21 protein-coding genes are annotated in these 21,371 nt (G+C 62.5%); 7 read left to right on the top strand and 14 right to left on the bottom strand.

Annotated features, from left to right (window positions below; genetic code table 11):
* Position 1: 1 nt before the first annotated feature.
* The 10 genes from E2A64_RS04365 to glpD all read right to left on the bottom strand — a co-directional run bounded on the left by E2A64_RS04365 (position 2) and on the right by glpD (position 11,202).
* Positions 2-1,150 carry an iron-containing alcohol dehydrogenase gene (locus tag E2A64_RS04365; RefSeq protein ID WP_206662418.1) on the bottom strand — a complete coding sequence of 383 codons (1,149 nt, stop codon included), beginning with the start codon at positions 1,148-1,150 and terminating at the stop codon, positions 2-4.
* 12 nt (positions 1,151-1,162) lie between these two features.
* A complete protein-coding gene (gene trhA, locus E2A64_RS04370) occupies positions 1,163-1,885 on the bottom strand; it encodes a PAQR family membrane homeostasis protein TrhA (RefSeq protein ID WP_133283189.1) in 723 nt (240 codons plus the stop codon).
* 74 nt (positions 1,886-1,959) lie between these two features.
* Complete coding sequence (gene glpK, locus E2A64_RS04375; protein WP_133283190.1) at positions 1,960-3,453, bottom strand: glycerol kinase GlpK; 1,494 nt, start codon at positions 3,451-3,453, stop codon at positions 1,960-1,962.
* A gap of 114 nt (positions 3,454-3,567) precedes the next feature.
* A complete protein-coding gene (locus E2A64_RS04380) occupies positions 3,568-5,253 on the bottom strand; it encodes an ABC transporter substrate-binding protein (RefSeq protein ID WP_428977464.1) in 1,686 nt (561 codons plus the stop codon).
* Positions 5,254-5,349: 96 nt separating this feature from the next.
* Entirely contained in the window at positions 5,350-5,628 is a 279-nt protein-coding gene (locus tag E2A64_RS04385; protein ID WP_133283192.1) for a DUF2160 domain-containing protein, read from the bottom strand.
* Positions 5,629-5,668: 40 nt separating this feature from the next.
* Positions 5,669-6,445: a carbohydrate ABC transporter permease gene (locus E2A64_RS04390; RefSeq protein ID WP_244598224.1), complete on the bottom strand. Its 777-nt coding sequence runs from the start codon at positions 6,443-6,445 to the stop codon at positions 5,669-5,671.
* Positions 6,446-6,531: 86 nt separating this feature from the next.
* Complete coding sequence (locus E2A64_RS04395) at positions 6,532-7,404, bottom strand: carbohydrate ABC transporter permease (RefSeq protein WP_133283194.1); 873 nt, start codon at positions 7,402-7,404, stop codon at positions 6,532-6,534.
* The gene (locus tag E2A64_RS04400; protein WP_133283195.1) at positions 7,404-8,480 is read right to left on the bottom strand and encodes an ABC transporter ATP-binding protein; all 1,077 of its coding nucleotides are present in this window, start codon (positions 8,478-8,480) and stop codon (positions 7,404-7,406) included. Before E2A64_RS04400 ends, E2A64_RS04395 begins: the two co-directional genes overlap by 1 nt.
* An 11-nt stretch (positions 8,481-8,491) precedes the next feature.
* Positions 8,492-9,580 carry an ABC transporter ATP-binding protein gene (locus E2A64_RS04405; protein ID WP_133283196.1) on the bottom strand — a complete coding sequence of 363 codons (1,089 nt, stop codon included), beginning with the start codon at positions 9,578-9,580 and terminating at the stop codon, positions 8,492-8,494.
* Positions 9,581-9,600: 20 nt separating this feature from the next.
* Complete coding sequence (gene glpD / locus E2A64_RS04410; RefSeq protein WP_133283197.1) at positions 9,601-11,202, bottom strand: glycerol-3-phosphate dehydrogenase; 1,602 nt, start codon at positions 11,200-11,202, stop codon at positions 9,601-9,603.
* Positions 11,203-11,482: 280 nt separating this feature from the next.
* Here glpD and E2A64_RS04415 point away from each other — a divergent pair, with 280 nt between their 5' ends.
* Entirely contained in the window at positions 11,483-12,256 is a 774-nt protein-coding gene (locus tag E2A64_RS04415) for a DeoR/GlpR family DNA-binding transcription regulator (RefSeq protein WP_244598139.1), read from the top strand.
* 57 nt (positions 12,257-12,313) lie between these two features.
* On the opposite strand, the gene E2A64_RS04420 is transcribed toward E2A64_RS04415, so the two are convergent.
* Positions 12,314-12,844 carry a gluconokinase gene (locus E2A64_RS04420; protein WP_133283198.1) on the bottom strand — a complete coding sequence of 177 codons (531 nt, stop codon included), beginning with the start codon at positions 12,842-12,844 and terminating at the stop codon, positions 12,314-12,316.
* Positions 12,845-12,875: 31 nt separating this feature from the next.
* Positions 12,876-13,700, bottom strand: coding sequence for an alpha/beta hydrolase (locus E2A64_RS04425; RefSeq protein ID WP_133283199.1), 825 nt, complete (start codon positions 13,698-13,700; stop codon positions 12,876-12,878).
* A 165-nt stretch (positions 13,701-13,865) separates the two neighbouring features.
* On the opposite strand from E2A64_RS04425, the gene E2A64_RS04430 reads away from it, so the two are divergent.
* The 6 genes from E2A64_RS04430 to E2A64_RS04455 all read left to right on the top strand — a co-directional run bounded on the left by E2A64_RS04430 (position 13,866) and on the right by E2A64_RS04455 (position 19,028).
* On the top strand, positions 13,866-15,002 hold the full coding sequence (locus E2A64_RS04430) for an ABC transporter substrate-binding protein (RefSeq protein ID WP_133284256.1): 1,137 nt from the start codon (positions 13,866-13,868) through the stop codon (positions 15,000-15,002).
* Between the two features lie 63 nt (positions 15,003-15,065).
* A complete protein-coding gene (locus E2A64_RS04435; RefSeq protein WP_133283200.1) occupies positions 15,066-15,680 on the top strand; it encodes a LysE family translocator in 615 nt (204 codons plus the stop codon).
* Positions 15,677-16,597 (top strand): branched-chain amino acid ABC transporter permease, encoded by a 921-nt coding sequence (locus E2A64_RS04440; protein WP_133283201.1) that lies wholly within the window; start codon positions 15,677-15,679, stop codon positions 16,595-16,597. The genes E2A64_RS04435 and E2A64_RS04440 overlap by 4 nt, the downstream gene beginning before the upstream one ends.
* 1 nt (position 16,598) lies before the next feature.
* A complete protein-coding gene (locus E2A64_RS04445; protein ID WP_133283202.1) occupies positions 16,599-17,594 on the top strand; it encodes a branched-chain amino acid ABC transporter permease in 996 nt (331 codons plus the stop codon).
* The gene (locus E2A64_RS04450; protein WP_133283203.1) at positions 17,587-18,336 is read left to right on the top strand and encodes an ABC transporter ATP-binding protein; all 750 of its coding nucleotides are present in this window, start codon (positions 17,587-17,589) and stop codon (positions 18,334-18,336) included. The genes E2A64_RS04445 and E2A64_RS04450 overlap by 8 nt, the downstream gene beginning before the upstream one ends.
* Positions 18,333-19,028, top strand: a complete 696-nt coding sequence (locus E2A64_RS04455) for an ABC transporter ATP-binding protein (RefSeq protein ID WP_133283204.1) — start codon at positions 18,333-18,335, stop codon at positions 19,026-19,028. The genes E2A64_RS04450 and E2A64_RS04455 overlap by 4 nt, the downstream gene beginning before the upstream one ends.
* Before the next feature lie 39 nt (positions 19,029-19,067).
* Here the strand turns inward: E2A64_RS04455 and E2A64_RS04460 are convergent, their stop codons facing one another.
* Entirely contained in the window at positions 19,068-20,225 is a 1,158-nt protein-coding gene (locus tag E2A64_RS04460) for a Gfo/Idh/MocA family protein (protein WP_133283205.1), read from the bottom strand.
* Positions 20,225-21,280, bottom strand: coding sequence for a sugar phosphate isomerase/epimerase family protein (locus tag E2A64_RS04465; protein ID WP_133283206.1), 1,056 nt, complete (start codon positions 21,278-21,280; stop codon positions 20,225-20,227). Before E2A64_RS04465 ends, E2A64_RS04460 begins: the two co-directional genes overlap by 1 nt.
* Positions 21,281-21,371 lie beyond the last annotated feature (91 nt).

The raw sequence follows: 21,371 nt of genomic DNA on the forward strand, positions 1-21,371 counted from the left end.
TTCAGGCTGAGCGTTCAAGAATGTCGACGAGTTGGGAATTCGAGAGTTCGACCATGTTTCCGCGCATGGAAGACGAGACCCTGGAGGCCTCCGCCATGGTCTCGAACCGGCTCCGTGGCACACCGAGTTCGGTGATGCCCCGAACGCCGTTGGCGGTGATCCATCGCCCCAGTTTCGCAAACCCGTCATTGCCGGACTGATCGTTAAAGGCCCTGGCGAGCATCGCCTGGATCTCGTCGATCCGTTCGAGCGACATACTGGCCGCGATTGCCGCCTCCCTGTTCACGTGCAGCGAGGCCGCCAGCAGGCTGGCGCAAATTTCCCCGTGCGGCGCGCCGGTGGCGCCTCCGATGACGCCCGCGAAACCGTGAACGGCGCCCAGCCCGGCATTGGCAAGGGCCATCCCGCTCGAAAGGCTGGCCCAGGCCATGGCATCCCGCGCTCGCGCATCTTCACGCTCGGCGAGCACGCGGATCGCCGTCAGCGCATCCGGCAGCGCCCGGTCCACCAGACCATCGGTGAACGCATTGGCCTTGACCGAAAGATAGGGCTCGATCAGCTGGGTGATCGCATCGAGCCCGCTTGAAAGCGTGACCGATCGCGGACAATCGTCGGTCAAGGCAGGATCGACGATCACGAGTTCGGGCAGCATGCGACGGTCGCGCAGGCTGACCTTGCGCTTCTTCTCCGGCACGTCGATGACTGCGTTCCTGGTGGCCTCGGCTCCCGTGCCGGATGTGGTTGGCAGGGCGATGAAGGGCAGTGGATCAGCCTCTATCGGCTTGCCCAGGCCGACGACTTCGAGATAGTCGAGGACGCTCCCCGTCGAACCCGCGAGCCCGGCCACGGCCTTGCCGAGGTCGATCACGGATCCGCCGCCGATGGCGACCACCGCATCGACCCCCTGGTCGCGGGCAAGCGCTACAGCCGCCTCCACGAGTGGCAGGTCCGGTTCTTTTGAGCAGGTGAATGTCGTGAGCTGGCAGCTGCGGCGGAGTTCGTCGGCAAGCCAGCCGATGCGCTCTGGATTGCTGCCGTGGACAAGCATGAGACGTTTGCCGCGACCGGCGATCTCGCCTGCCATCCCACCAGCCTTCCCGCGGCCGAAAATGATGCGGGCCGGAACTGCGATGTCGAGGTTGACGGTCAAGACGGGGTGCCCTCAAGCAACGGGTGCGGCCACGCAGGTGAAGACGGCTGCATAATGCACCAGCGCGGCGGTCACGACGAAGGTGTGCCAGATCGCATTCTGGAATCGGAGCTTCTCCCAGATGTGGAAGATCACGCCTGCCGAGTAGATCACCCCGCCGATGACGATCAGGGCCAGAGTGGTCGTCGACAGATAGGGCGTGAGCGGACCGGCCGCCATGACACCGCTCCACCCCATGCCGAGATAGAACAGGATCGCCAGCCGGTCGTAGCGGCCCGGCCACAGCACTTTGAGCGCAATGCCGACGAAAGCCGCGATCCAGATCGCGATCAGCAGGCCGAACAGGAACGGATCGTCCCAGCCGCGCTGGAGAAACGGGGTGTAGGTGGCCGCGATCAGCACGAATATGGCCGAGTGATCGAAGCGCCGAAGAATCCATTTGGTTCGCGACACCGGCCAGATGTTGTAGGTCATGGAGACCGCGAGCGCGATCACGAGACCGAGCCCGTAGATCCACACCGCGGCAAGCTGCCCGCTGGTCGCCCAGACGGTCGAATAGAAGATCAGCGCCGTGATGCCTATGATGGCGGCAATCAGGCCGATGCCGTGTACGATGCCGTCGGCGATGATCTCGGTGCGATCATAGCGCCAATTCACCACCCTTGCCGCGTCCTTGAAATCGGTAATCACCTTGCCGTCGCCATCCTTCGCGCATCTTTTTCGAAACTCTAGCATTCATGTAGTTACCGAAATCAACCGGAACATGACGGTGGTTGATCGTCACCTCTGCGAGCGGGAAACACGATGCGTTACGTTCTAACCGACATAGTGGCCTTGACCGCCTCTTTCCATGCGGCATACCGCCGGTCGCGCTCGCCTTCTTCCATCGCGGGCTCGAAACGTCTGTCGAGCGCCCATTTCTTGGAGAATTCGTCCGGCCCCGGATAGACGCCGGCTTGCATGCCGGCGAGCCAGGCGGCACCCAAGGCAGTGGTTTCGAGAACCTTCGGACGATCGACCTGGGCGCCGATGATGTCGGACAGGAACTGCATCGCCCAATCCGATGCCGACATGCCTCCATCGACACGCAGCACGCCTTCGCTGGAAGCCTCGGCCCAGTCGGCGCGCATCGCCTCGAGCAGATCACGGGTCTGAAACCCGACGCTTTCGAGCGCCGCGCGGGCCAGTTCCGCGGGACCTGAATTGCGGGTGAGGCCGTAAATCGCGCCGCGGGATTCGGCGTTCCAGTAGGGTGCGCCGAGCCCGGTGAAGGCAGGCACCAGGATCACGTTCTGGTTCGGATCCGACTGGTCGGCAAGCGGCTGGGTCTCCTTGGCCTCGCGGATGATCTTCAGTCCGTCGCGCAGCCATTGCACCACAGCACCGGCGATGAAGATCGACCCTTCGATGGCGTAAGTCGTCTTGCCGTCGAGCTGGTAGGCGATTGTGGTGAGAAGACGATTGTTGCTCGTCACCGGCTCCGATCCGGTGTTGAGCAATGCAAAACAGCCCGTGCCATAGGTGGACTTCATCATGCCCGGCTGGAAACAGGCCTGGCCGACGGTCGCCGCCTGCTGGTCGCCCGCCATGCCGAGAATGGGGATTTCGCGGCCGAAGAGATCGCCGCGCGTGTGACCGAACTCGGCCGCATTGTCGAGGACTTCTGGCAGCATGCTCATCGGGATGCCGAAGAGGTCGCAGATTGTCGTGCTCCAGCGGCCCTTGCGGATATCGTAGAGCAGCGTGCGCGCGGCATTCGATGCGTCGGTGACGTGGCGCTTGCCGCCGGTGAGTTTCCAGACGAGGAAACTGTCGACGGTACCGAAGAGAAGCTTGCCGTCCAGGGCCTTCTGGCGCGCACCTTCCACATTGTCGAGAAGCCATTTGACCTTGGTGCCGGAGAAATAGGGATCGATGATGAGCCCGGTCCGTTCGCTCAGCATCGGTTCGTGGCCGGCCTCACGCAATTCGTCGCAGAAAGGGGCGGTGCGCCTGTCCTGCCAGACGATGGCGTTGTGGATCGGCTCCCCGGTTTCCCTGTCCCAGATCAGGGTTGTCTCGCGCTGGTTGGTAATTCCGATTGCCGCGATGTCGGCGGCAGTGATTTGCGCGCGCTCGATGGCGCCGCGGCAGGTGCTCGCCACCGTCGACCAGAGATCCGAGGGATCATGCTCCACCCATCCGCTTTTCGGGTAGTGTTGCTCGAATTCCTCCTGCGCGGTCGCTTTGATGGTCATCTCGGCGTCGAAGATGATGGCGCGGCTGGAGGTCGTTCCCTGATCGATGGCGAGTATGTAGGTCATCTTCTACTTTCGGTTTCTGGCGGCCCGGACGAGGTTCGCCGCGAACCGTGAAGTCCGCGGCGAACGCTGCTTCGTCGACCGGGGCCGGAAGGCCCCGGTCAGGGAGGTTACGCGTTACTGCCAGCTCTTGACCAGCTCGTCATAGGAGACGGTTTCGCCCTTCGGCTCCTCGTTCTCCAGCTTGGCCTTCGGCGAGCCCGGCTCGTCGAGCCACACCTGCGGGTCTTTCGGCTCGTTGAGCTTCGGACCGAGATCGCCCTGCACGCCGGCGCGTTCGAGGCGCTCGAGCACCTTCTCCTGCGCTTCGCAGAGGCCGTCGAGCGCTTCCTGCGGGCTCTTCGCACCCGACATCGCGTCGCCGATATTCTGCCACCAGAGCTGTGCCAGCTTCGGATAGTCAGGCACGTTGGTGCCGGTCGGCGACCACTGGACGCGGGCCGGCGAGCGGTAGAACTCGACCAGGCCGCCGAGCTTCGGCGCGCGTTCGGTGAATGACTTGTCCTGGATGGTGGATTCGCGGATGAAGGTGAGGCCCACATGGGACTTCTTCACGTCCACCGTCTTGGAGGTGACGAACTGGGCATAGAGCCATGCGGCCTTGGCCCGGTCGACCGGGGTCGATTTCATCAGCGTCCACGAACCGGCATCCTGGTAGCCGATCTTGGTTCCCTCGGTCCAGTAGGCACCGTGCGGGGAGGGGGCCATGCGCCACTTCGGCGTGCCGTCCTCGTTCATCACCGGCAGGCCTTCCTTGACCATGTCGGCGGTGAACGCGGTGTACCAGAACATCTGCTGGGCGATTTCGCCCTGTGCGGGAACCGGACCTGCTTCCGAGAAGGTCATGCCGGCTGCTGCCGGGGGCGAGTACTTCTGCAGCCAGTCGATGGCCTTCTGGACGGCGTAGACGGCGGCCGGCGAGTTGGTGGCACCGCCACGGCTCACGCAGGAGCCGACGGGCTGCGAGTTTTCGTTGACGCGGATGCCCCATTCGTCGACCGGAAGGCCGTTGGGTTCGCCTTCGGAGCCCATGCCTGCCATCGACATCCAGGCGTCGGTGTAGCGCCAGCCGAGCGAGGGGTCCTTCTTGCCGTAGTCCATGTTGCCGTAGACGCTCTTCGGACCGCCGGCATAGCTCATGTCGCGGCCGGTGAAGAACTCGGCGATGTCCTGGTAAGCCGACCAGTTGACCGGCACGCCGAGGTCGTAGCCATACTTCTCCTTGAAGTCGGCCTTGGTCTTCTCGTCGTTGAACCAGTCGTAGCGGAACCAGTAGAGGTTGGCGAACTGCTGGTCGGGAAGCTGGTACAGCTTGCCGTCAGGTGCCGTGGTGAACGACTTGCCGATGAAGTCGTCGAGGTCGAGGTTCGGGTTGGTGACGTCCTTGCCTTCGCCTTCCATCCAGTCGGTCAGGATGCGGGCCTGCTGGTAGCGCCAGTGGGTGCCGATCAGGTCGGAATCGTTGATGTAGCCGTCATAGATGTTTTCGCCCGACTGCATCTGCGTCTGCAGTTTCTCGACCACGTCGCCTTCGCCGATCAGGTCGTGGGTGATCTTGATGCCGGTGATCGCGGTGAAGGCAGGCGCGAGAACCTTGGATTCGTATTCATGGGTGGTGATCGTCTCGGAAACCACCTTGATTTCCATGCCGGCAAAGGGCTTGGCGGCATCGATGAACCATTGCATCTCCGCTTCCTGGTCGGCGCGTGACAGCGTCGACAGGTCGCCGATCTCGGAGTCGAGGAACTCCTTGGCCTCGTCCATGCCGGCATAGGCGAACGTGCTGCTGCCGGCGGCGAGCATCAGCGCCATCGCGGCGGTGATCGTCATTTGCTTCTTCATGAAATCCTCCCGATTTCAGGGTGTTGGGGGAGGCCTCCCTGACCTCCCGGTTGAAATCTACACGTAGCGGAAGACTGCCGCCGCGTAGATCAGACAAACGACCAGGGCCCACCATTGGGGGGCGCCGATCAATCCAAGCCAGGCCAGGTTGATGAAGGCCGAGCCAAGAAGGGTGATGAAGAGCCGGTCGCCGCGGGTCGTCTCGATCCGCAGGATTCCGGTGCGCGGCGTTTCCGGAAACCGGATCGCCAGAATGGTGAAGGTTACAAGCAGGAGCGCGATGACGATGAAGAAAATCGCCGTCGGCCAGGTCCATGCCATCCACGAAAGATCCATCAGTCCTGCCCTCCGTTGACTGTTGCTGCGCGCAATTCCATCAGACTCTCCCCAGGGCGAAGCCCTTGGCGATGTAGTTGCGCACGAAATAGATCACCAGCGCTCCCGGAATGATGGTCAGCACACCCGCCGCAGCCAGTACGCCCCAGTCCAGGCCCGATGCCGATACGGTTCGCGTCATCGTCGCGGCGATCGGCTTGGCGTCGACCGAGGTCAGGGTGCGCGACAGAAGCAGCTCCACCCACGAGAACATGAAGCAGAAGAAGGCGGCGACGCCGATGCCGCTCGCAATCAGCGGCATGAAGATCTTGATGAAGAATTTCGGGAACGAGTAACCGTCGATATAGGCGGTCTCGTCGATCTCCTTGGGCACGCCGCGCATGAAGCCTTCGAGGATCCACACCGCCAGCGGCACGTTGAACAGGCAGTGCGCGAGCGCAACCGCGATATGGGTGTCGAAGAGGCCGATCGAGGAATAGAGCTGGAAGAAGGGCAGGGCGAAGACCGCCGGCGGTGCCATGCGGTTGGTGAGCAACCAGAAGAACAGGTGCTTGTCGCCCATGAAGTTGTAGCGGCTGAAGGCATAGGCGGCCGGCAGTGCCACCGAGATCGAGATCACCGTGTTCATCACCACGTAGATCAGCGAATTCACGTAGCCCATGTACCAGCTCGGATCCGTCAGGATGGTCAGATAGTTGTCGAAGGTCAGGTTGCGCGGCCACAGCGAGAATGCGCCCAGAATCTCCTGGTTGGTCTTCAGGCTCATGTTCACGAGCCAGTAGATCGGCAGCATCAGGAACAGGAGATAGAGCGTCATCACGATGAAGCTGCCATTGATGCGCGGCAGGGCGATGCCCTTGCTGCCCGAACGTGCGGCGGTGGTTGTCATGGCGGTATCCGACATCACACCATCTCCTTTTTGTCGATCGTCGTCATGACCGTGTAGAAGACCCACGAGATCAGCATGATGACGAGGAAATACATGATCGAGAACGCGGCTGCCGGACCAAGGTCGAACTGACCGATCGCCATCTTCACGAGGTCGATCGACAGGAAGGTCGTGGCATTGCCCGGGCCGCCGCCGGTGACGACGAAGGGTTCGGTGTAGATCATGAAGGAGTCCATGAAGCGCAGCAGGATCGCGATCAGCAGCACGCCCTGCATCTTCGGCAGTTCGATGTAGCGGAACACGCTCCAGCGGCTGGCCTGGTCGATCTTGGCGGCCTGGTAATAGGCCTCCGGAATGGACTGCAGTCCGGCATAGGCGAGAAGCGCAACCAGGCTCGTCCAGTGCCAGACGTCCATCACGATCACGGTGATCCACGCGTCGACCGAATCGTTGGTGTAGTTGTAGTCGATGCCGATGGCTTCGAGCGTATGGCCCAGAAGGCCGATGTCGAGGCGCCCGAAGATCTGCCAGATCGTGCCGACCACGTTGAAGGGGATGAGCAGCGGCAGCGCCATCACCACCAGGCAGAACGAGGCCCAGAAGCCGCGCTTGGGCATGTTGAGCGCCACGAAGATGCCAAGCGGCACCTCGATGGCCAGAATGACCGCCGAGAAGATGGCCTGCCGGCCCAAGGCGGAATGCATCCGCTCGGAGGCAAGCATTTCCTCGAACCACTCCAGACCCGCCCAGAAGAAGACGTTGTTTCCGAAGGTGTCCTGGACCGAGTAGTTGACGACCGTCATCAGCGGAATGACCGCCGAGAATGCGACCAGGATCAACACCGGCAGCACGAGGAACCAGGCCTTCTGGTTGGTTGTCTTTTCCATCACGCGGCCTCCCCGGCAATGCGCCAGTCATCGGCATAGACATTGATCCTGGCGGGATCGAACGTGACCTTCGTCATGTCAGCACCGACCTCAGTGCCCTCGGGCGCCACGATGTTGATGTCGTGGCCGAAGAACTCGGCGCGCACGATCTTGTGGCGGCCCACATCTTCGACGCGCCGGATGTTGACCGGCAGGCCGGCCTTGGAGGAAAGCTTCAGATATTCCGGACGAACACCGATCTCGACCTTGCCCTGGGGCTTGCCGTAACCGCGTCCGAGATCGATTTCCGTGCCGTTCACATAGGCGCGATTGCCCTCGATGTTGGCAGGCAGGAGGTTCATGCCGGGCGAGCCGATGAAATAGCCGACAAAGGTATGCGCCGGCGTTTCGAAGAGTTCTTCCGGCGTGCCGATCTGCACCACGCGGCCGTCATGCATGACCACCACCTTGTCGGCGAAGGTAAGCGCCTCGGTCTGGTCGTGAGTGACGTAGATCATCGTGTGGCCGAACTGGCGATGCAGAGACTTCAGCTGGGTGCGAAGCGCCCATTTCATGTGCGGGTCGATCACCGTCAGCGGCTCGTCGAAGAGGATCGCGTTGACGTCCTCGCGCACCATGCCGCGGCCGAGGCTGATCTTCTGCTTGGCGTCCGCGGTCAGCCCGCGCGCCTTTCTCCGGAGTTCGTCCTCCAGGCCGATCATCCTGGCGATCTCTTCCACGCGGCGCGCGATATAGGCGGGATCCGAGCCGCGGTTCTTGAGCGGGAAGGCGAGATTTTCGCGTACGCTCATCGTGTCGTAGACGACCGGAAACTGGAAGACCTGCGCAATGTTGCGCTCGGTCGTGGGCGCGTCGGTGACGTCTCGCTCGCCGAACAGGATACGGCCCTGCGAGGGAATGAGAAGTCCGGAAATGATGTTGAGCAGCGTGGTCTTGCCGCAGCCCGAGGCGCCGAGCAGCGCATAGGCCTGGCCGTCTTCCCAGACATGGGTCATCTCCTTGAGGGCGTAATCGTCCTCGCTCTCCGGATTGGGGAGATAGGAATGTGCGAGATTTTCAAGCGTGATCCTGGCCATCGTCCCCTCCCTCAGGCTGCCTGTGCATAGGGCGCGGTGGCGACCAGATCGCCTGCCTCGCCGAAGATGTAGACATGGGAGGGATCGAGGAAGACCTCGATCTCGCTGCCCGGTTCAAGATCGTGCACACCGTGGACGACACCCACCCAGCGCTCGCCCTGATGGTCGAGGTGGATGAAGGTTTCCGATCCGGTGATCTCGGTCACTGCGAGTTTGCACTTGAACCGCATCGCATCGCTCGTGTGCCGGTTGATTTCCAGATGGTTGGGCCGGAAACCCGCGAGATAGCGGCCGTCGGCGACATCCGAGAGGCGACCCGCAGCGGGTACGGACTGCCCGTCTCCGAACATGATCCTGGAGCCCGCCTTGGAGATCTGCAGGAAGTTCATCGGCGGATCGGAGAACACGCGCGCCGTCGTCGCGTCCGCCGGATTGCGGTAGATCTCGGGCGTCGAGCCATACTGGGTGATCCGGCCTTCCCACAGCGTCGCGGTATGGCCGCCGAGAAGCAGCGCTTCCTCCGGTTCGGTGGTCGCGTAGACGAAGATCGAACCGGATTCCTCGAAGATTTTCGGGATCTCTATGCGCAGTTCCTCGCGCAGCTTGTAGTCGAGATTGGCGAGCGGTTCGTCGAGAAGCACGAGGCCGGCATTCTTCACCAGGGCGCGGGCAAGTGCGCAGCGCTGCTGTTGGCCGCCGGAAAGCTCCAGCGGCCTGCGCTTGAGCATGGGGGAAAGCTTCATCATGTCAGCGGTCTTGCGCACCGCCGCGTCGATCTCCTGCTTGTTCTTGCCTTTCAGGCGCAGCGGCGAGGCGATGTTGTCATAGACCGTCATCGAGGGATAGTTGATGAACTGCTGATAGACCATCGCCACCTCGCGGTCCTGGACGCGCATGCCGGTGACGTCCTTGCCTTCCCAGTAGATCTTGCCGCGCGTGGGCGGCTCGAGCCCGGCCATCAGGCGCATCAAGGTGGTCTTGCCCGCAAGCGTCGGGCCCAGAAGCACGTTCATCGTGCCCTTCTGCAGCTCCAGATCGGTCGGATGGACGTGAACCTGTCCTCCCACCGATTTGCCGACGCCTTCAAGTTTCAATGTCATTTCGCCTCCTCCAGGCGGATCTATTCCGCGGCGAGTTTGCCGTTGCCGGCCTTCCGTGCATTTTTCATCCAATGGTCGAGTTCTGCAATCTCTTCCATCGTGAGGCGCAGCCCCAGTTTCGATCTCCGCCACACCACATCCTCCGCGGTGGCGGCATGTTCCTTGTCCATCAGCCAGTTGACCTCGGTCTCGGTCAGTCCGGCCCCGAAGTCGCGTCCGAGATCGTCGGCCGAATGCCTGCCTTCGAGCATCTGTGCAGCGTCGGTTCCGTAAGCGCGGACGTACCGGCGCGCCTGGGCATGCGGCAGGTAGGGATGGGCAGCCTCGAGTTTCTCGACCAGTTCGTCGAAACCGTCGATCGGAAAGTTGCCGCCAGGCAGCGGCTTGCCGGCCGTCCAGTCGCCCGACTTTCCGGGAAAGACATGTGCCAGTTTCTCGAGCGCGCTTTCCGCAAGCCGCCGATAGGTGGTGATCTTGCCGCCGAAAACGCTCAGGATCGCCGCGCCGCCATCTGTGTTCAGGGACAGCACATAGTCGCGAGTGGCTGCCGTTGCCGAGGAAGCGCCGTCATCATAGAGCGGCCTTACCCCGGAATAGGTCCAGACGATGTCGTCGCGCGTGACCGGCCTTGCGAAATAGCGCGAAGCGAAGTCGCACAGGTAATCCTGTTCCTCGGGCGTGCATACGGCCTCGGAAGGCTTGCCCTCATGCTCCTGGTCGGTGGTGCCGATCAGGGTGAAATCGTTCTCATAGGGGATGGCGAAGATGATCCGTCCGTCTTCACCCTGGAAGAAATAGCACTTGTCGTGATCGAAAAGCTTGCGCGTGACGATATGGCTGCCGCGCACGAGGCGCACGCCTTCGCGTGCCTTGATGTCCAGCTTGGAGCGGGCGACGGATTCGACCCACGGCCCGGCCGCGTTGACGATGGCCCTGGCCTCGACGCTGCGCGTCTCGCCGGTCTCGGAATCGCGCAGATGAACGGTCCAGTGGTCGGCGTGGCGTTCGGCGCCCGTGACCTGCGTGCGCGTCATGATGCGCGCGCCGAGCCGTTCGGCGTCGCGGGCATTGAGAACCACCAGCCGCGAATCCTCGACCCAGCAGTCGGAATATTCGAAAGCCTTCTCGAAACGCGACTGCAGCGCACGTCCGGCACGATCGCTGCGCAGGTCGACTGTGCTCGTGCCCGGCAGGATCTTGTGCGTGCCGAGATGGTCGTAGAGAAACAGGCCGAGCCGGATGAGCCATGCCGGACGGCGGCCGCGCATCCACGGCATCACGGCCGAGAGCAGCCTGGAGGTCGGCGTCTCGCTCTCGAAGCGCATGTCGGCATGGTAGGGCAGTACGAAGCGCATCGGCCAACTGATGTGCGGCATGGCCTGGAGCAGCGTCTCGCGCTCGATCAGCGCCTCGCGCACCAGCCGGAACTCGAAATATTCGAGATAGCGCAAGCCGCCATGAAAGAGTTTTGTCGATGAGGAAGAGGTCGCCGACGCAAGGTCGTTCATCTCGGCCAGAGCGACGCTGTAGCCGCGTCCCGCCGCATCGCGCGCGATCCCGCATCCATTGACGCCGCCGCCAATGATCAACAGGTCAAACATCCCCGAACTCGCGTCGCGCATGATCAGTACGACTTCCTCCCGCATGAATTTCAAGCACGGAACGAAAATCGAAACAACCTGGAAATTTTCCTTTTTTTTCGCTTTTGGAAGTTGAGAGTTCTCTCCTTTTCCTCCTCATGGGCCGTAACCAGATGATTTATCTTAATTATTTGATTGGGATTGGGTGTTTTGGCGTGTGGATAAGCATCCGGATGTTCGGAAAATTCCCCGCAAATGTTCGTTTCGCTTTCGCCTGAGCCGTCCATGGGTTAGTTTCGGCCCGTTCCGGGAGGGGATGTAAGTGCGAAAGAACAATCTCGGCCTGCGCAAGAACGAAATCCTGTCGCTCATGCGGTTGGAGGGGAAGGCGACGGTGGAATCGCTGGCCGATCACTTCGGAGTGACGGTCCAGACGATACGGCGCGATCTCGGCGAGCTGGAAATCGACGGCAAGGTCTCGCGTGTCCATGGCGGGGCGGTCATCCGCTCCGGCGTCACGAACATCGAGTACGAAGAACGCCGAAACCTCTTCTCCGAGGCCAAGGAGGCAATCGCGCGACGGGTGGCCGAAGATGTGCCCGATGACGTCTCGCTCTTCATCAATATCGGGACGACGACCGAGGCCGTGGCGCGTGAACTCCTTGACCATACCAATCTCACGGTCGTGACCAACAACATGAACGTCGCCAACATTCTGGCGGCCAACCAGAATTGCGAGATCATCGTCTCGGGCGGAACCCTCCGACGCAGCGATGGCGGTCTGGTGGGAGATCTCACCACCCAGATGATCGAACAGTTCAAGGTCGATATCGCGATCATCGGCGCTTCGGCGCTTGATGAGGAGGGCGACCTTCTCGACTTCGACCTGCGGGAGGTGAGGGTGTCGAAATCGATCATCCGGCATGCCCGCAAGGTCTTCCTGGTGACCGATCATTCCAAGTTCGAGCGCTCCGCTCCCGTTCGCATTGCATCGATCCGGGAGCTTGATGCGGTCTACACCGACAGGCCGTTCTCGAAGGAATTGACGTCGCGCTGTCGTGAATGGGGCACCGAGGTGTTCGTCGCCGGGGGCTGACTGCTCACATCGTCCTCTGCCACCGGTTGAACAGGATCCAGATCGTTCCGCCGACCATCAGGCGCGGCTGTTGAGGGACGCAATGATCCTGTCGACGATGACCTCGGGCTTCGGCCCGATATCCACCCGGAGTGAATTTTCGTCGTCCCCGGGGACTTCCAGGCTTTCAAGCTGGCTTTCGAGAAGGCTGGGCGGCATGAAGTGGCCGGTTCGGCTGTTCATGCGTTCGGACAGCAGTTTCCGGCTTCCATGCAGGTAGACGAACAGGATGTCGCTTCCCGAAGAGCCGCGCAAGAGATCACGATATTTCCGCTTGAGCGAAGAGCAGGTGAGAACGACGGGGCCGTCGCTCCTGCGCATCAGCGCACCCAGTTCCTCGAGCCAGGGTGCCCGGTCGCTGTCGTCGAGCGGAATACCTGCCGACATCTTCTCGATGTTTGCCTGCGGATGATGGGCGTCGCCTTCGACGAGAGGATAGCCCAGGCGCTCGGCCAGGAGCTCCGCGATGGTCGATTTGCCGGCACCTGCCACTCCCATCACGATGAAATGGTCGGCATGATGCCCGCCGGTCTGCTGCGCCTGTGTCATGAAAGATCCTGCTGCTCGCTCTCGGCCGCTTCTAAAGGCCGAGCCATTTTTGCGTCAAAGCGGAATGCCGGTCCGCAAGGCTGTCGACGACGCTGAAATGGTGCTTTCCGGGTTCGTGGACGATCTCCGTATCCATCCCCATTCCTGTCCAGATATTGGCGAGCAGGTCGTTCTGACGAATGAATTCGGGCAGTTCCGCGCCGCCCGCCCAGCAGGTGACCTTGCGGTCTTCGAGCGGTGTCAGCAATGCCGGGCTTTCCGCCGCCGCTTCTTCTCGCGTCAGCTTGAAATCGGCATTCATCTCGGTCCTGATCAGCGGACGCAGATCGTGAACGCCGGAGATCGAGAGCACCGGGCCGATCCGCGCGAGCGTTGCCGATGAAAGCGTCGTATCCGTGCAGATCATGCGGGTAACGAGGTGGCCGCCGGCGGAGTGGCCGGACAACCGGATCGGGCCGTCCACCAGTCCCGCCGCGCATTCTATGGCTGCGGTGATCTCTCGGGTGATGCCGGAAATCGTGGTCTGGGGGCAGAGCGTGTAGGAGGGCATCGCCACCGCGAAGCCGTTGGCCAGGGCGCCTTCAGCCAGGTGGGACCAGAGCGATTTGTCGAAGCTGCGCCAGTAGCCTCCGTGAATGAAGATCGCCAGGCCTTGCGGCTCGTCTTCGGGCAGGAAGAGATCGAGCTTGTTGCGCTCGCCGTCACCATAGGTCACGTCGGCCTTCATGCGTCCTTCTTTTGCGAGCCTTGCCCGCCAGGCAGCCGCTGCCGCGGTCCATTTCTCGATGAACGACGGCCAGTCGGGGGAGTGGTCGCGGTTGGAATAGGCAAGATCCCAATCGGTGATGGCGGGCATGTCGTGTCTCCCTCGGAAATGCTCTCCGGCCTTCTTTGAGCCTTTGCGCAGGCGGATTCAACCCTGCCTCCCTGCCGCGAGTCCTTGACGATCCTTCCGATCAGGGTTTTATGGATGGAAACCCGAACAGGGGCAAAACAAGAGGAGGGGGAGAACTCCATGAATATGGCAATCAAGGGCCTCGCGACCGTGGCCATGACGGCGCTGATGGCGACGGCAAGTTATGCCGAGCCGACGAAGATCGGCATCATCACCACATTGTCAGGCGGTGGTGCGAGCCTCGGCGTGGATGCCCGCGATGGCTTGCTGCTGGCGCTCAAGAAAGGCGGCAACGAAGAGATCGAAACCGTGGTCGAGGACGACCAGCAGAAGCCCGATGTCGCCGTGCAGATCGCCGACAAGATGATCCAGTCCGACAAGGTCGATATCCTGACCGGCATCATCTGGTCGAACCTGGCGATGGCCGTTGTGCCGTCCGCCACGGGTCAGGGCAAGTTCTATCTCTCGGTCAATGCCGCGCCCTCGCAACTTGCCGGCCAGGGCTGCAACAAGGATTATTTCTCGGTCTCCTACCAGAACGACAACCTGCACGAGGCTGCCGGACAGTACGCAACCGACGCGGGATACGCGAAGACCTTCATCCTCGCGCCCAACTACCCGGCCGGCAAGGATTCGCTTTCGGGCTTCAAGCGCTATTACACGGGAGAACTCGCCGGCGAGATCTACACCCAGCTCGGCCAGACCGATTACGCCGCCGAGATCGCCCAGATCAAGGCATCCGGCGCCGACAGCGTGTTCTTCTTCCTGCCCGGCGGCATGGGCATCGCCTTCATGAAGCAATATGCCCAGTCCGGTGCCGAGCAACCGCTCATCGGTCCGGCCTTCTCGTTCGACCAGAACATCCTGCAGGCCGTCGGCGATGCCGCGCTTGGCGTGAAGAATACCGCCAACTGGTCCAAGGATCTCGACAACGAAGCCAACAAGGCGTTCGTCGAAGCCTATCAGGCCGAATATGACCGGCTTCCGTCCATCTATGCGGCTTACGGCTATGACACCGGCAACCTGATCCTCGCGGCACTCAAGAAGGCTCCGGTCTCCGATGCCGACGGTTTCCGCGCCGCTCTCGAGGCTGCCGAGTTCGATTCCGTTCGCGGCAAGTTCTCCTTCGGCCCGAACCACCACCCGGTCCAGGACATCTATGTCCGCGAGGTGGTCAAGGAAGGCGATATCTACACCAACAAGATCGTCGCCACCGCTATGACGGACCGTGACGACGCCTATGCCAAGGACTGCAAGATGTGAGCACCCGAAAGGGTGAATTCCGGCGGCGCGGCTGAACCCTCGCGCCGCCGTCGGGAAAAGACCATGGATGTCCTCATCAGCCTGCCGGTGATCCTTGTCACCGCGCTCATCGCCCAGGCCTCGCCGGGCCCGGCCACCCTGGCGATCGCCTCGACCTCCATGACCCGGGGGCTTGGGCCCGGTCTGCGCATGGCGGCCGGTGTTCTCACGGGCTCGCTCATCTGGTCGGTCCTGACCGCCGCCGGTCTGGCAACGCTCGCCAGTCAGCATGCCTGGGCGCTGGAGATCGTTCGCTATGCGGGCTCGGCCTATCTCTTCTGGCTCGCTTACAAATCGGCGCGCGCCGCGCTGAAAGGCGGGATCGGCGAAGGGCAGGTGTCGCAGTCGCGGCCCTATTTGCGCGGTCTGTTCATCCATTCGACCAACCCCAAGGCCATCCTGTTCTTCGCCGCGCTCTATTCGGTCATCCTCAAGCCGGGACAACCCGCTCTCAGTCTTGCCATCGTGGTCGCGGCGCTCTTCGTCCAGAGCGCGCTCATCAATTTCGGCTATGCGTTCCTGTTCTCGCGCTCGGGTCCGATGGCTGCCTATCGGCGCATGTCGCGATGGATCAACGGCCTTTCCGCCGCGCTCTTCGCGGGCTTCGCCTCCAAGCTTCTGACCGCCCGGCTGTCATGAGTGCAGCGCTTTTCTTCGAGCAGCTCCTCAACGGGCTGCAATTCGGCGTCATGCTGTTCCTCATGGCTGCGGGACTGACGCTTGTCTTCGGCGTCATGGGGCTGATCAACCTGGCTCACGGCTCGCTCTACATGGTGGGCGCCTTTGCCTGTGCGAGTGTCGTGGCGGCCACGGGATCTTTCACTTTAGGGCTGCTGGCAAGCTTCGTTGCTGCCGCCTTCGCCGGCGTGATCGTCGAAGGTCTGGTGCTGCGCCGGCTCTATCGCCGCGACCATCTCGACCAGGTGATCGTAACCTTCGCGCTGATCCTCGTCTTTACCGAAGGCACCCGCTGGCTTTTCGGCTCCTATCCGCTCTATCTCGACATCCCGCCTGCCCTGCAGGGGACCGTGCATCTGCCGGGCGGCATCGACTACCCGCTGTTCCGGCTGATGATCATTCTCGTGGGTCTGCTCGTCGCGGCGCTTCTGTTTCTTGCCGTCAACCGCACAAGGCTCGGCATACGCATCCGCGCCGGTGAGGCCGACCGCGAGATGATCGCAGCCCTCGGCGTCGATATCTCCAGGCTCTACATGATCGTCTTCGCACTGGGCGCAGCGCTTGCGGGGTTTGCGGGCGCTCTGGTGGGCTCGGTGCAGTCAGTCCAGGTCGGCATGGGCGAGCCGGTGCTGATCCTGGGCTTCGTGGTCATCGTCATCGGCGGTATCGGTTCGATCGGCGGCGCGCTGGTTGCGGCAATCCTCGTCGGCATCACCGATACGATGGGCCGGGTTTTCCTGCCCATGGTTTTCGCCGGCTTCACCGACCCGGCGAGCGCAAACGCCACCGGCTCGGCGCTGGCCTCGATGCTGATATACATCCTGATGGCGCTGGTCCTCGTCTTCCGTCCCTCGGGGCTTTTCGGAGAGAAGGCGTGAGATGCGCAGCGACATGATCTTTACCCTGGCTGCGATGGCAGCCCTTCTGGCCGCCGGTCTCTACGGATATCTCGGCGACGAGCCCTTCTTTCTGACGCTTGCGGCAAAGGCGGCGATTTTCGCGCTTGCCGGGGCGGGTCTCAACATCGCGCTCGGCTATGGCGGATTGGTTTCGCTCGGCCATGCCGCATTCTTCGGGATCGGCGGCTACGCGGCGGGCATCCTCGCCTCGCATGCACGCAATTACGAGCCGCTGATGTCATGGCCGGTCGAGCTGGCCGGCACCACTTCCGCGCCTTTGATCTGGATCGTCGCCATGCTGGCTGCCGGTCTTTTCAGCCTGCCGATGGGCCTTCTGTCGCTGCGCACCGGCGGCGTCTATTTCATCATGATCACGCTCGCCTTCGCGCAGATGCTGTATTACTTCGCCGTCTCCTGGCCGGCCTATGGCGGAGAAGACGGGCTTTCCTTCTATGTCCGCAACGAGCTTGGCGGTCTGTCCACCATGGACCCGTGGAGCTGGTTTCTCATCTGCTACGCGATCCTGGCCGTGGCACTGGTCTTCATCGCCGTCCTGACGCGCTCGCGTTTCGGCCTTGCCCTGACCATGGCGCGCGAAAATCCGTTGCGGCTCGGCAATATCGGCGTGGCGCCGAGGCGGGTATTGCTGACGGCATTCGTCATTTCGGCGATCGTCACCGGCCTTGCGGGTGCGCTCTATGCCGACCTCAACCGCTTCGTCAGCCCGTCCATGCTGTCCTGGCACATGTCCGGCGAAATCATGGTCTTCGTCATTTTGGGCGGCGTAGGACGTCTGGGCGGCCCGGTCGCGGGTGCATGCGTCTTCATATTGCTCGAACAGGTGCTCGGCGGCTTCACCGAATACTGGCAGTTCTTGCTCGGAGTCGCATTGATCGTGATCGTCCTCATGGGCTCTGGTGGCCTGGCCGGTCTGTTCGAACGGACTGGCGTAAGGAAGGCGGCCGCCCATGGTTGAGCCGCTTCTGACGACCAGGGGTTTGTCGCGCGGCTTCGGTGCGCTGAAGGCCTGCGACGGGGTCGATATCGATATTCGGGCCGGCGAGATTCATGCGCTGATCGGTCCCAACGGGGCCGGCAAATCCACCTTCGTCAAGCTGGTCTCCGGAGAGATCGCGCCCGATTCAGGCTCCATTCATCTGCTCGGCAAGCCCGTCGGGACATTGCCCATGACCGCGCGCGCCGGCATGGGCATGGCGCGATCCTTTCAGGTCTCCGCGCTTGCTCCCTCGATGACCGGCCTCGAACACGTCGTGCTTGCGCTCCTGCAGCACAGGGGCGGCGTGTTCCATTTCTTCCGTCCCATCGCGCGTGACACCGGTCTCAAGGCCCGGGCGGAGGAAATCCTTGCCAGGGTCGGCATGCTCGATCGCGCCACCATTCCGGTGGCTGGCCTGTCGCACGGTGAGCGACGTCAGCTCGAAATCGCGATCGCCCTGGCGTTGGAGCCGCGCGTGCTGCTGCTTGACGAACCGATGGCAGGCATGGGCGCCGAAGGCTCGGCACGGCTTGCCGCCCTGCTGAACGAATTGCGCGGCGATATGGGCATTCTGCTGATCGAGCATGACATGGAGACGGTCTTCGCGCTCGCCGACCGCATTTCGGTGATGGTCGGCGGCCAGATCGTGGCGACAGGCAATGCCGGCGAGATCCGGTCCAATGCAACCGTCCAGAGCGCTTATCTGGGAGACGCCCCGTGAGCCCGCTTCTGACCGTCGAAAAAGTCGAGGCCGCCTATGGCGTGTCGCCGGCGCTTTTCGGTGTTTCACTGTCTGTCGGGGAAGGCGAGGCCGTGGCCCTCATGGGCCGCAACGGCATGGGCAAGACGACGATGGTCAAGACCATATGCGGTCTGCTGCCGCGTACCGCCGGCCGTGTCGAGGTCGCAGGCCGCGACACGAAGGGGCTCGCGCCACACAGGGTGGCCCGGCTCGGCATTGGCCTCGTGCCGGAAGGACGACGCTGCTTCGCGCCGCTGACCGTGGAGGAAAACCTGATAACCGCTGCACGTCCCGGTCACTGGGATTTCTCAACCGTCTCGGAGCTTTTCCCGCGTCTGGCAGAACGCCGTCGTCAGACCGCGCGCACGCTTTCGGGTGGCGAGCAGCAGATGCTCGCGATCGGGCGGGCGTTGATGACCAATCCGCGTCTTCTCATTCTCGATGAGGCGACAGAAGGTCTGGCGCCCGCCATACGGCAGGAAATCTGGCGCTCGCTCCACAAGCTCAAGACCGAGGGCCTCGCGATCCTCGTCATCGACAAGTCGCTCACCGAGCTTTCGACGCTGGTCGACCGCTACGTGATCATCGAGAAAGGCGAGGATGTCTGGAAAGGAAAGCCAGCCGAACTGACTGCGGAGATCGCCGCTCGGCATCTGGGTGTGGCGGGTTAGGACGTCCGGCGGCCGAAGCCGCCGGTATCTGTTTCGATTTCAGTCGAGTTTCACCCAGGCGGCATTCCGGGCCGAGGAACGCACGCAGGCGTCGATGAACCTGACGCCGGCGAGCCCGTCCTGGACGGTCGGGTAGATGACCTCCTTGCCAGGCTTCCTGCCCTCGCGCGCGGCCAGGATCGCCTCGGCGGCTTCCGAATAGATATTGGCGAAACCTTCGAGATAGCCTTCCGGATGGCCGCCGGGCGTGCGGCTCATGCGGGCCGCCGCATCGCCGGCGCCCGCGCCGTTGCGGGTGATCAGGCGCTTGGGCTCGCCGAGCGGCGTGTACCAGAGATAGTTCGGGTCTTCCTGGCTCCATTCCAGCCCACCCTTTTCTCCATAGATGCGCAGCCTGAGCGAATTTTCGTTACCGGGCGCCACCTGACTGCACCACAGCATGCCACGCGCGCCGCCGGCAAAGCGCAGGAGCACATGGGCGTTGTCGTCCACCTTGCGTCCCGGCACGAATGCCTGGATGTCTGCCGCCAGGCTCTCGACCTCCAGACCGGTTGTGAAACAGGCAAGGTTGAAGGCGTGGGTGCCGATGTCGCCGGTCGAACCGCCCGCGCCCGACCTGCTGGGATCGGTGCGCCATTCGGCCTGCTTGAAATCCTGCTCCTCGCTCAGCCAGTCTTGCGGATATTCCACCTGCACGACGCGGATCCTGCCGATCTCGCCATTGGCGATCATCGCGCGCGCCTGCCGTATCATCGGATAGCCGGTGTAGTTGTGCGTCAGAATGAAGAGCGCGTCGGACTCTTCCGCGGCCTTCACCAGCTTCTTGGCGTCCGCCAGCGTCGAGGTCAGCGGCTTGTCGCAGATCACGTGGATGCCGCGCTTCAGGAACTCGCGCGCCGCGGCATAGTGCACGTGATTGGGCGTGACGATGCTGACCGCCTCGATCCCGTCCTTCCGCCGCGCCTCGCGGATCGCCATTTCCTTGAAGTCCTCGTAGATGCGCGGAAGGCCGAGGGCTTCGCCCGAGGCGCGCGCCTTCTCCGGTGTCGAGGACAGGGCGCCGGCGACAAGCTCGTACTTGTCGTCGATACGCGCGGCGATGCGGTGCACCCCGCCGATGAAGGCATCGTTGCCGCCGCCGACCATGCCGAGCCGGATGCGGCGGGAGTGCGTCTCGTTGCGTCCTTCGATGGCCATCAGTCGATCCCCAGCATGCGGCGGTTGGCGGCGTCGTCCGTGCCGCTGTCGGCGAAGTCGTCGAATGCCTTCTCGGTCACGCGGATGATGTGGGCCTTGACGAAGTCCGCGCCTTCCCGGGCTCCATCCTCCGGGTGCTTGAGGCAACATTCCCATTCGACGACCGCCCAGCCGTCGAAATCGGCGGCGGTCAATTTGGAGAACACGGCGCCGAAATCCACCTGCCCGTCGCCGAGCGAACGGAAGCGTCCGGCGCGATCGACCCAGTTCTGGTAGCCGGAATACACGCCCTGACGTCCGGTCGGATTGAACTCGGCATCCTTGACGTGGAACATCCGGATCCGATCCTTGTAGATGTCGATATTGTCGAGATAGTCTAGGCACTGCAGTACGTAGTGAGAAGGGTCGTACAGCATGCAGGCCCGTGCGTGATTGCCCGTGCGCTCGAGGAACATTTCGTAGGTAATGCCGTCGTGCAGGTCCTCGCCCGGGTGGATCTCGTAGCAGACGTCCACACCGCAGTCTTCGGCATGATCGAGGATCGGCTTCCAGCGTTTCGCGAGTTCGTCGAACGCGGCCTCGATCAATCCGGCGGGGCGCTGCGGCCAGGGATAGACATAGGGCCAGGCCAGCGCGCCCGAAAAGCTTGCCATCGCGCCGATGCCCATCTTCTTCGATGCATCGAGCGCCATCATCACCTGCTTGACCGCCCACTCCTGGCGCGCCTTCGGGTTGCCGCGCACTTCCGGCACCGCAAAGCCGTCGAAAGCCGTATCATACGCCGGATGCACGGCCACGAGCTGGCCCTGGAGGTGGGTGGAAAGCTCCGTCACCTCGACGCCGTTCTCGCGGGCCTTGCCCTTGAACTCGTCGCAATAGTCCTTGGATTCCGACGCTTTCTTCAGGTCGATGAGGCGACCGTCCCAGGACGGAACCTGCACGCCTCTGTAGCCGCAATCGGCCGCCCATTTGGTAATCGAATCCCAGGAATTGAACGGAGCTTCGTCGCCGGCGAACTGCGCCAGAAAAAGGGCCGGGCCCTTCATTGTTTTCATTGTCATTCCTCCCAGTGGAATTTGTTTTGCCGGACTATAGGCCGAAATATGCGGCTGCTTCGACCCCGAGTTGAAAATTATTCAAGCATTC

The organism is Pseudohoeflea suaedae, from assembly GCF_004354915.1.
GTDB lineage: Bacteria > Pseudomonadota > Alphaproteobacteria > Rhizobiales > Rhizobiaceae > Pseudohoeflea > Pseudohoeflea suaedae.

Bases quoted from the DNA above. Each gene is read 5' to 3' on its own strand.
- trhA (WP_133283189.1), bottom strand. From the start codon at position 1,885: ATGCTAGAGTTTCGAAAAAGATGCGCGAAGGATGGCGACGGCAAGGTG.
- glpK (WP_133283190.1), bottom strand. From the start codon at position 3,453: ATGACCTACATACTCGCCATCGATCAGGGAACGACCTCCAGCCGCGCC.
- E2A64_RS04380 (WP_428977464.1), bottom strand. From the start codon at position 5,253: ATGCTCGCCGCCGGCAGCAGCACGTTCGCCTATGCCGGCATGGACGAG.
- E2A64_RS04385 (WP_133283192.1), bottom strand. From the start codon at position 5,628: ATGGATCTTTCGTGGATGGCATGGACCTGGCCGACGGCGATTTTCTTC.
- E2A64_RS04390 (WP_244598224.1), bottom strand. From the start codon at position 6,445: ATGACGCTCTATCTCCTGTTCCTGATGCTGCCGATCTACTGGCTCGTG.
- E2A64_RS04395 (WP_133283194.1), bottom strand. From the start codon at position 7,404: ATGGAAAAGACAACCAACCAGAAGGCCTGGTTCCTCGTGCTGCCGGTG.
- E2A64_RS04400 (WP_133283195.1), bottom strand. From the start codon at position 8,480: ATGGCCAGGATCACGCTTGAAAATCTCGCACATTCCTATCTCCCCAAT.
- E2A64_RS04405 (WP_133283196.1), bottom strand. From the start codon at position 9,580: ATGACATTGAAACTTGAAGGCGTCGGCAAATCGGTGGGAGGACAGGTT.
- glpD (WP_133283197.1), bottom strand. From the start codon at position 11,202: ATGCGCGACGCGAGTTCGGGGATGTTTGACCTGTTGATCATTGGCGGC.
- E2A64_RS04420 (WP_133283198.1), bottom strand. From the start codon at position 12,844: ATGACACAGGCGCAGCAGACCGGCGGGCATCATGCCGACCATTTCATC.
- E2A64_RS04425 (WP_133283199.1), bottom strand. From the start codon at position 13,700: ATGCCCGCCATCACCGATTGGGATCTTGCCTATTCCAACCGCGACCAC.
- E2A64_RS04430 (WP_133284256.1), top strand. From the start codon at position 13,866: ATGGCAATCAAGGGCCTCGCGACCGTGGCCATGACGGCGCTGATGGCG.
- E2A64_RS04435 (WP_133283200.1), top strand. From the start codon at position 15,066: ATGGATGTCCTCATCAGCCTGCCGGTGATCCTTGTCACCGCGCTCATC.
- E2A64_RS04440 (WP_133283201.1), top strand. From the start codon at position 15,677: ATGAGTGCAGCGCTTTTCTTCGAGCAGCTCCTCAACGGGCTGCAATTC.
- E2A64_RS04445 (WP_133283202.1), top strand. From the start codon at position 16,599: ATGCGCAGCGACATGATCTTTACCCTGGCTGCGATGGCAGCCCTTCTG.
- E2A64_RS04450 (WP_133283203.1), top strand. From the start codon at position 17,587: ATGGTTGAGCCGCTTCTGACGACCAGGGGTTTGTCGCGCGGCTTCGGT.
- E2A64_RS04460 (WP_133283205.1), bottom strand. From the start codon at position 20,225: ATGGCCATCGAAGGACGCAACGAGACGCACTCCCGCCGCATCCGGCTC.
- E2A64_RS04465 (WP_133283206.1), bottom strand. From the start codon at position 21,280: ATGAAAACAATGAAGGGCCCGGCCCTTTTTCTGGCGCAGTTCGCCGGC.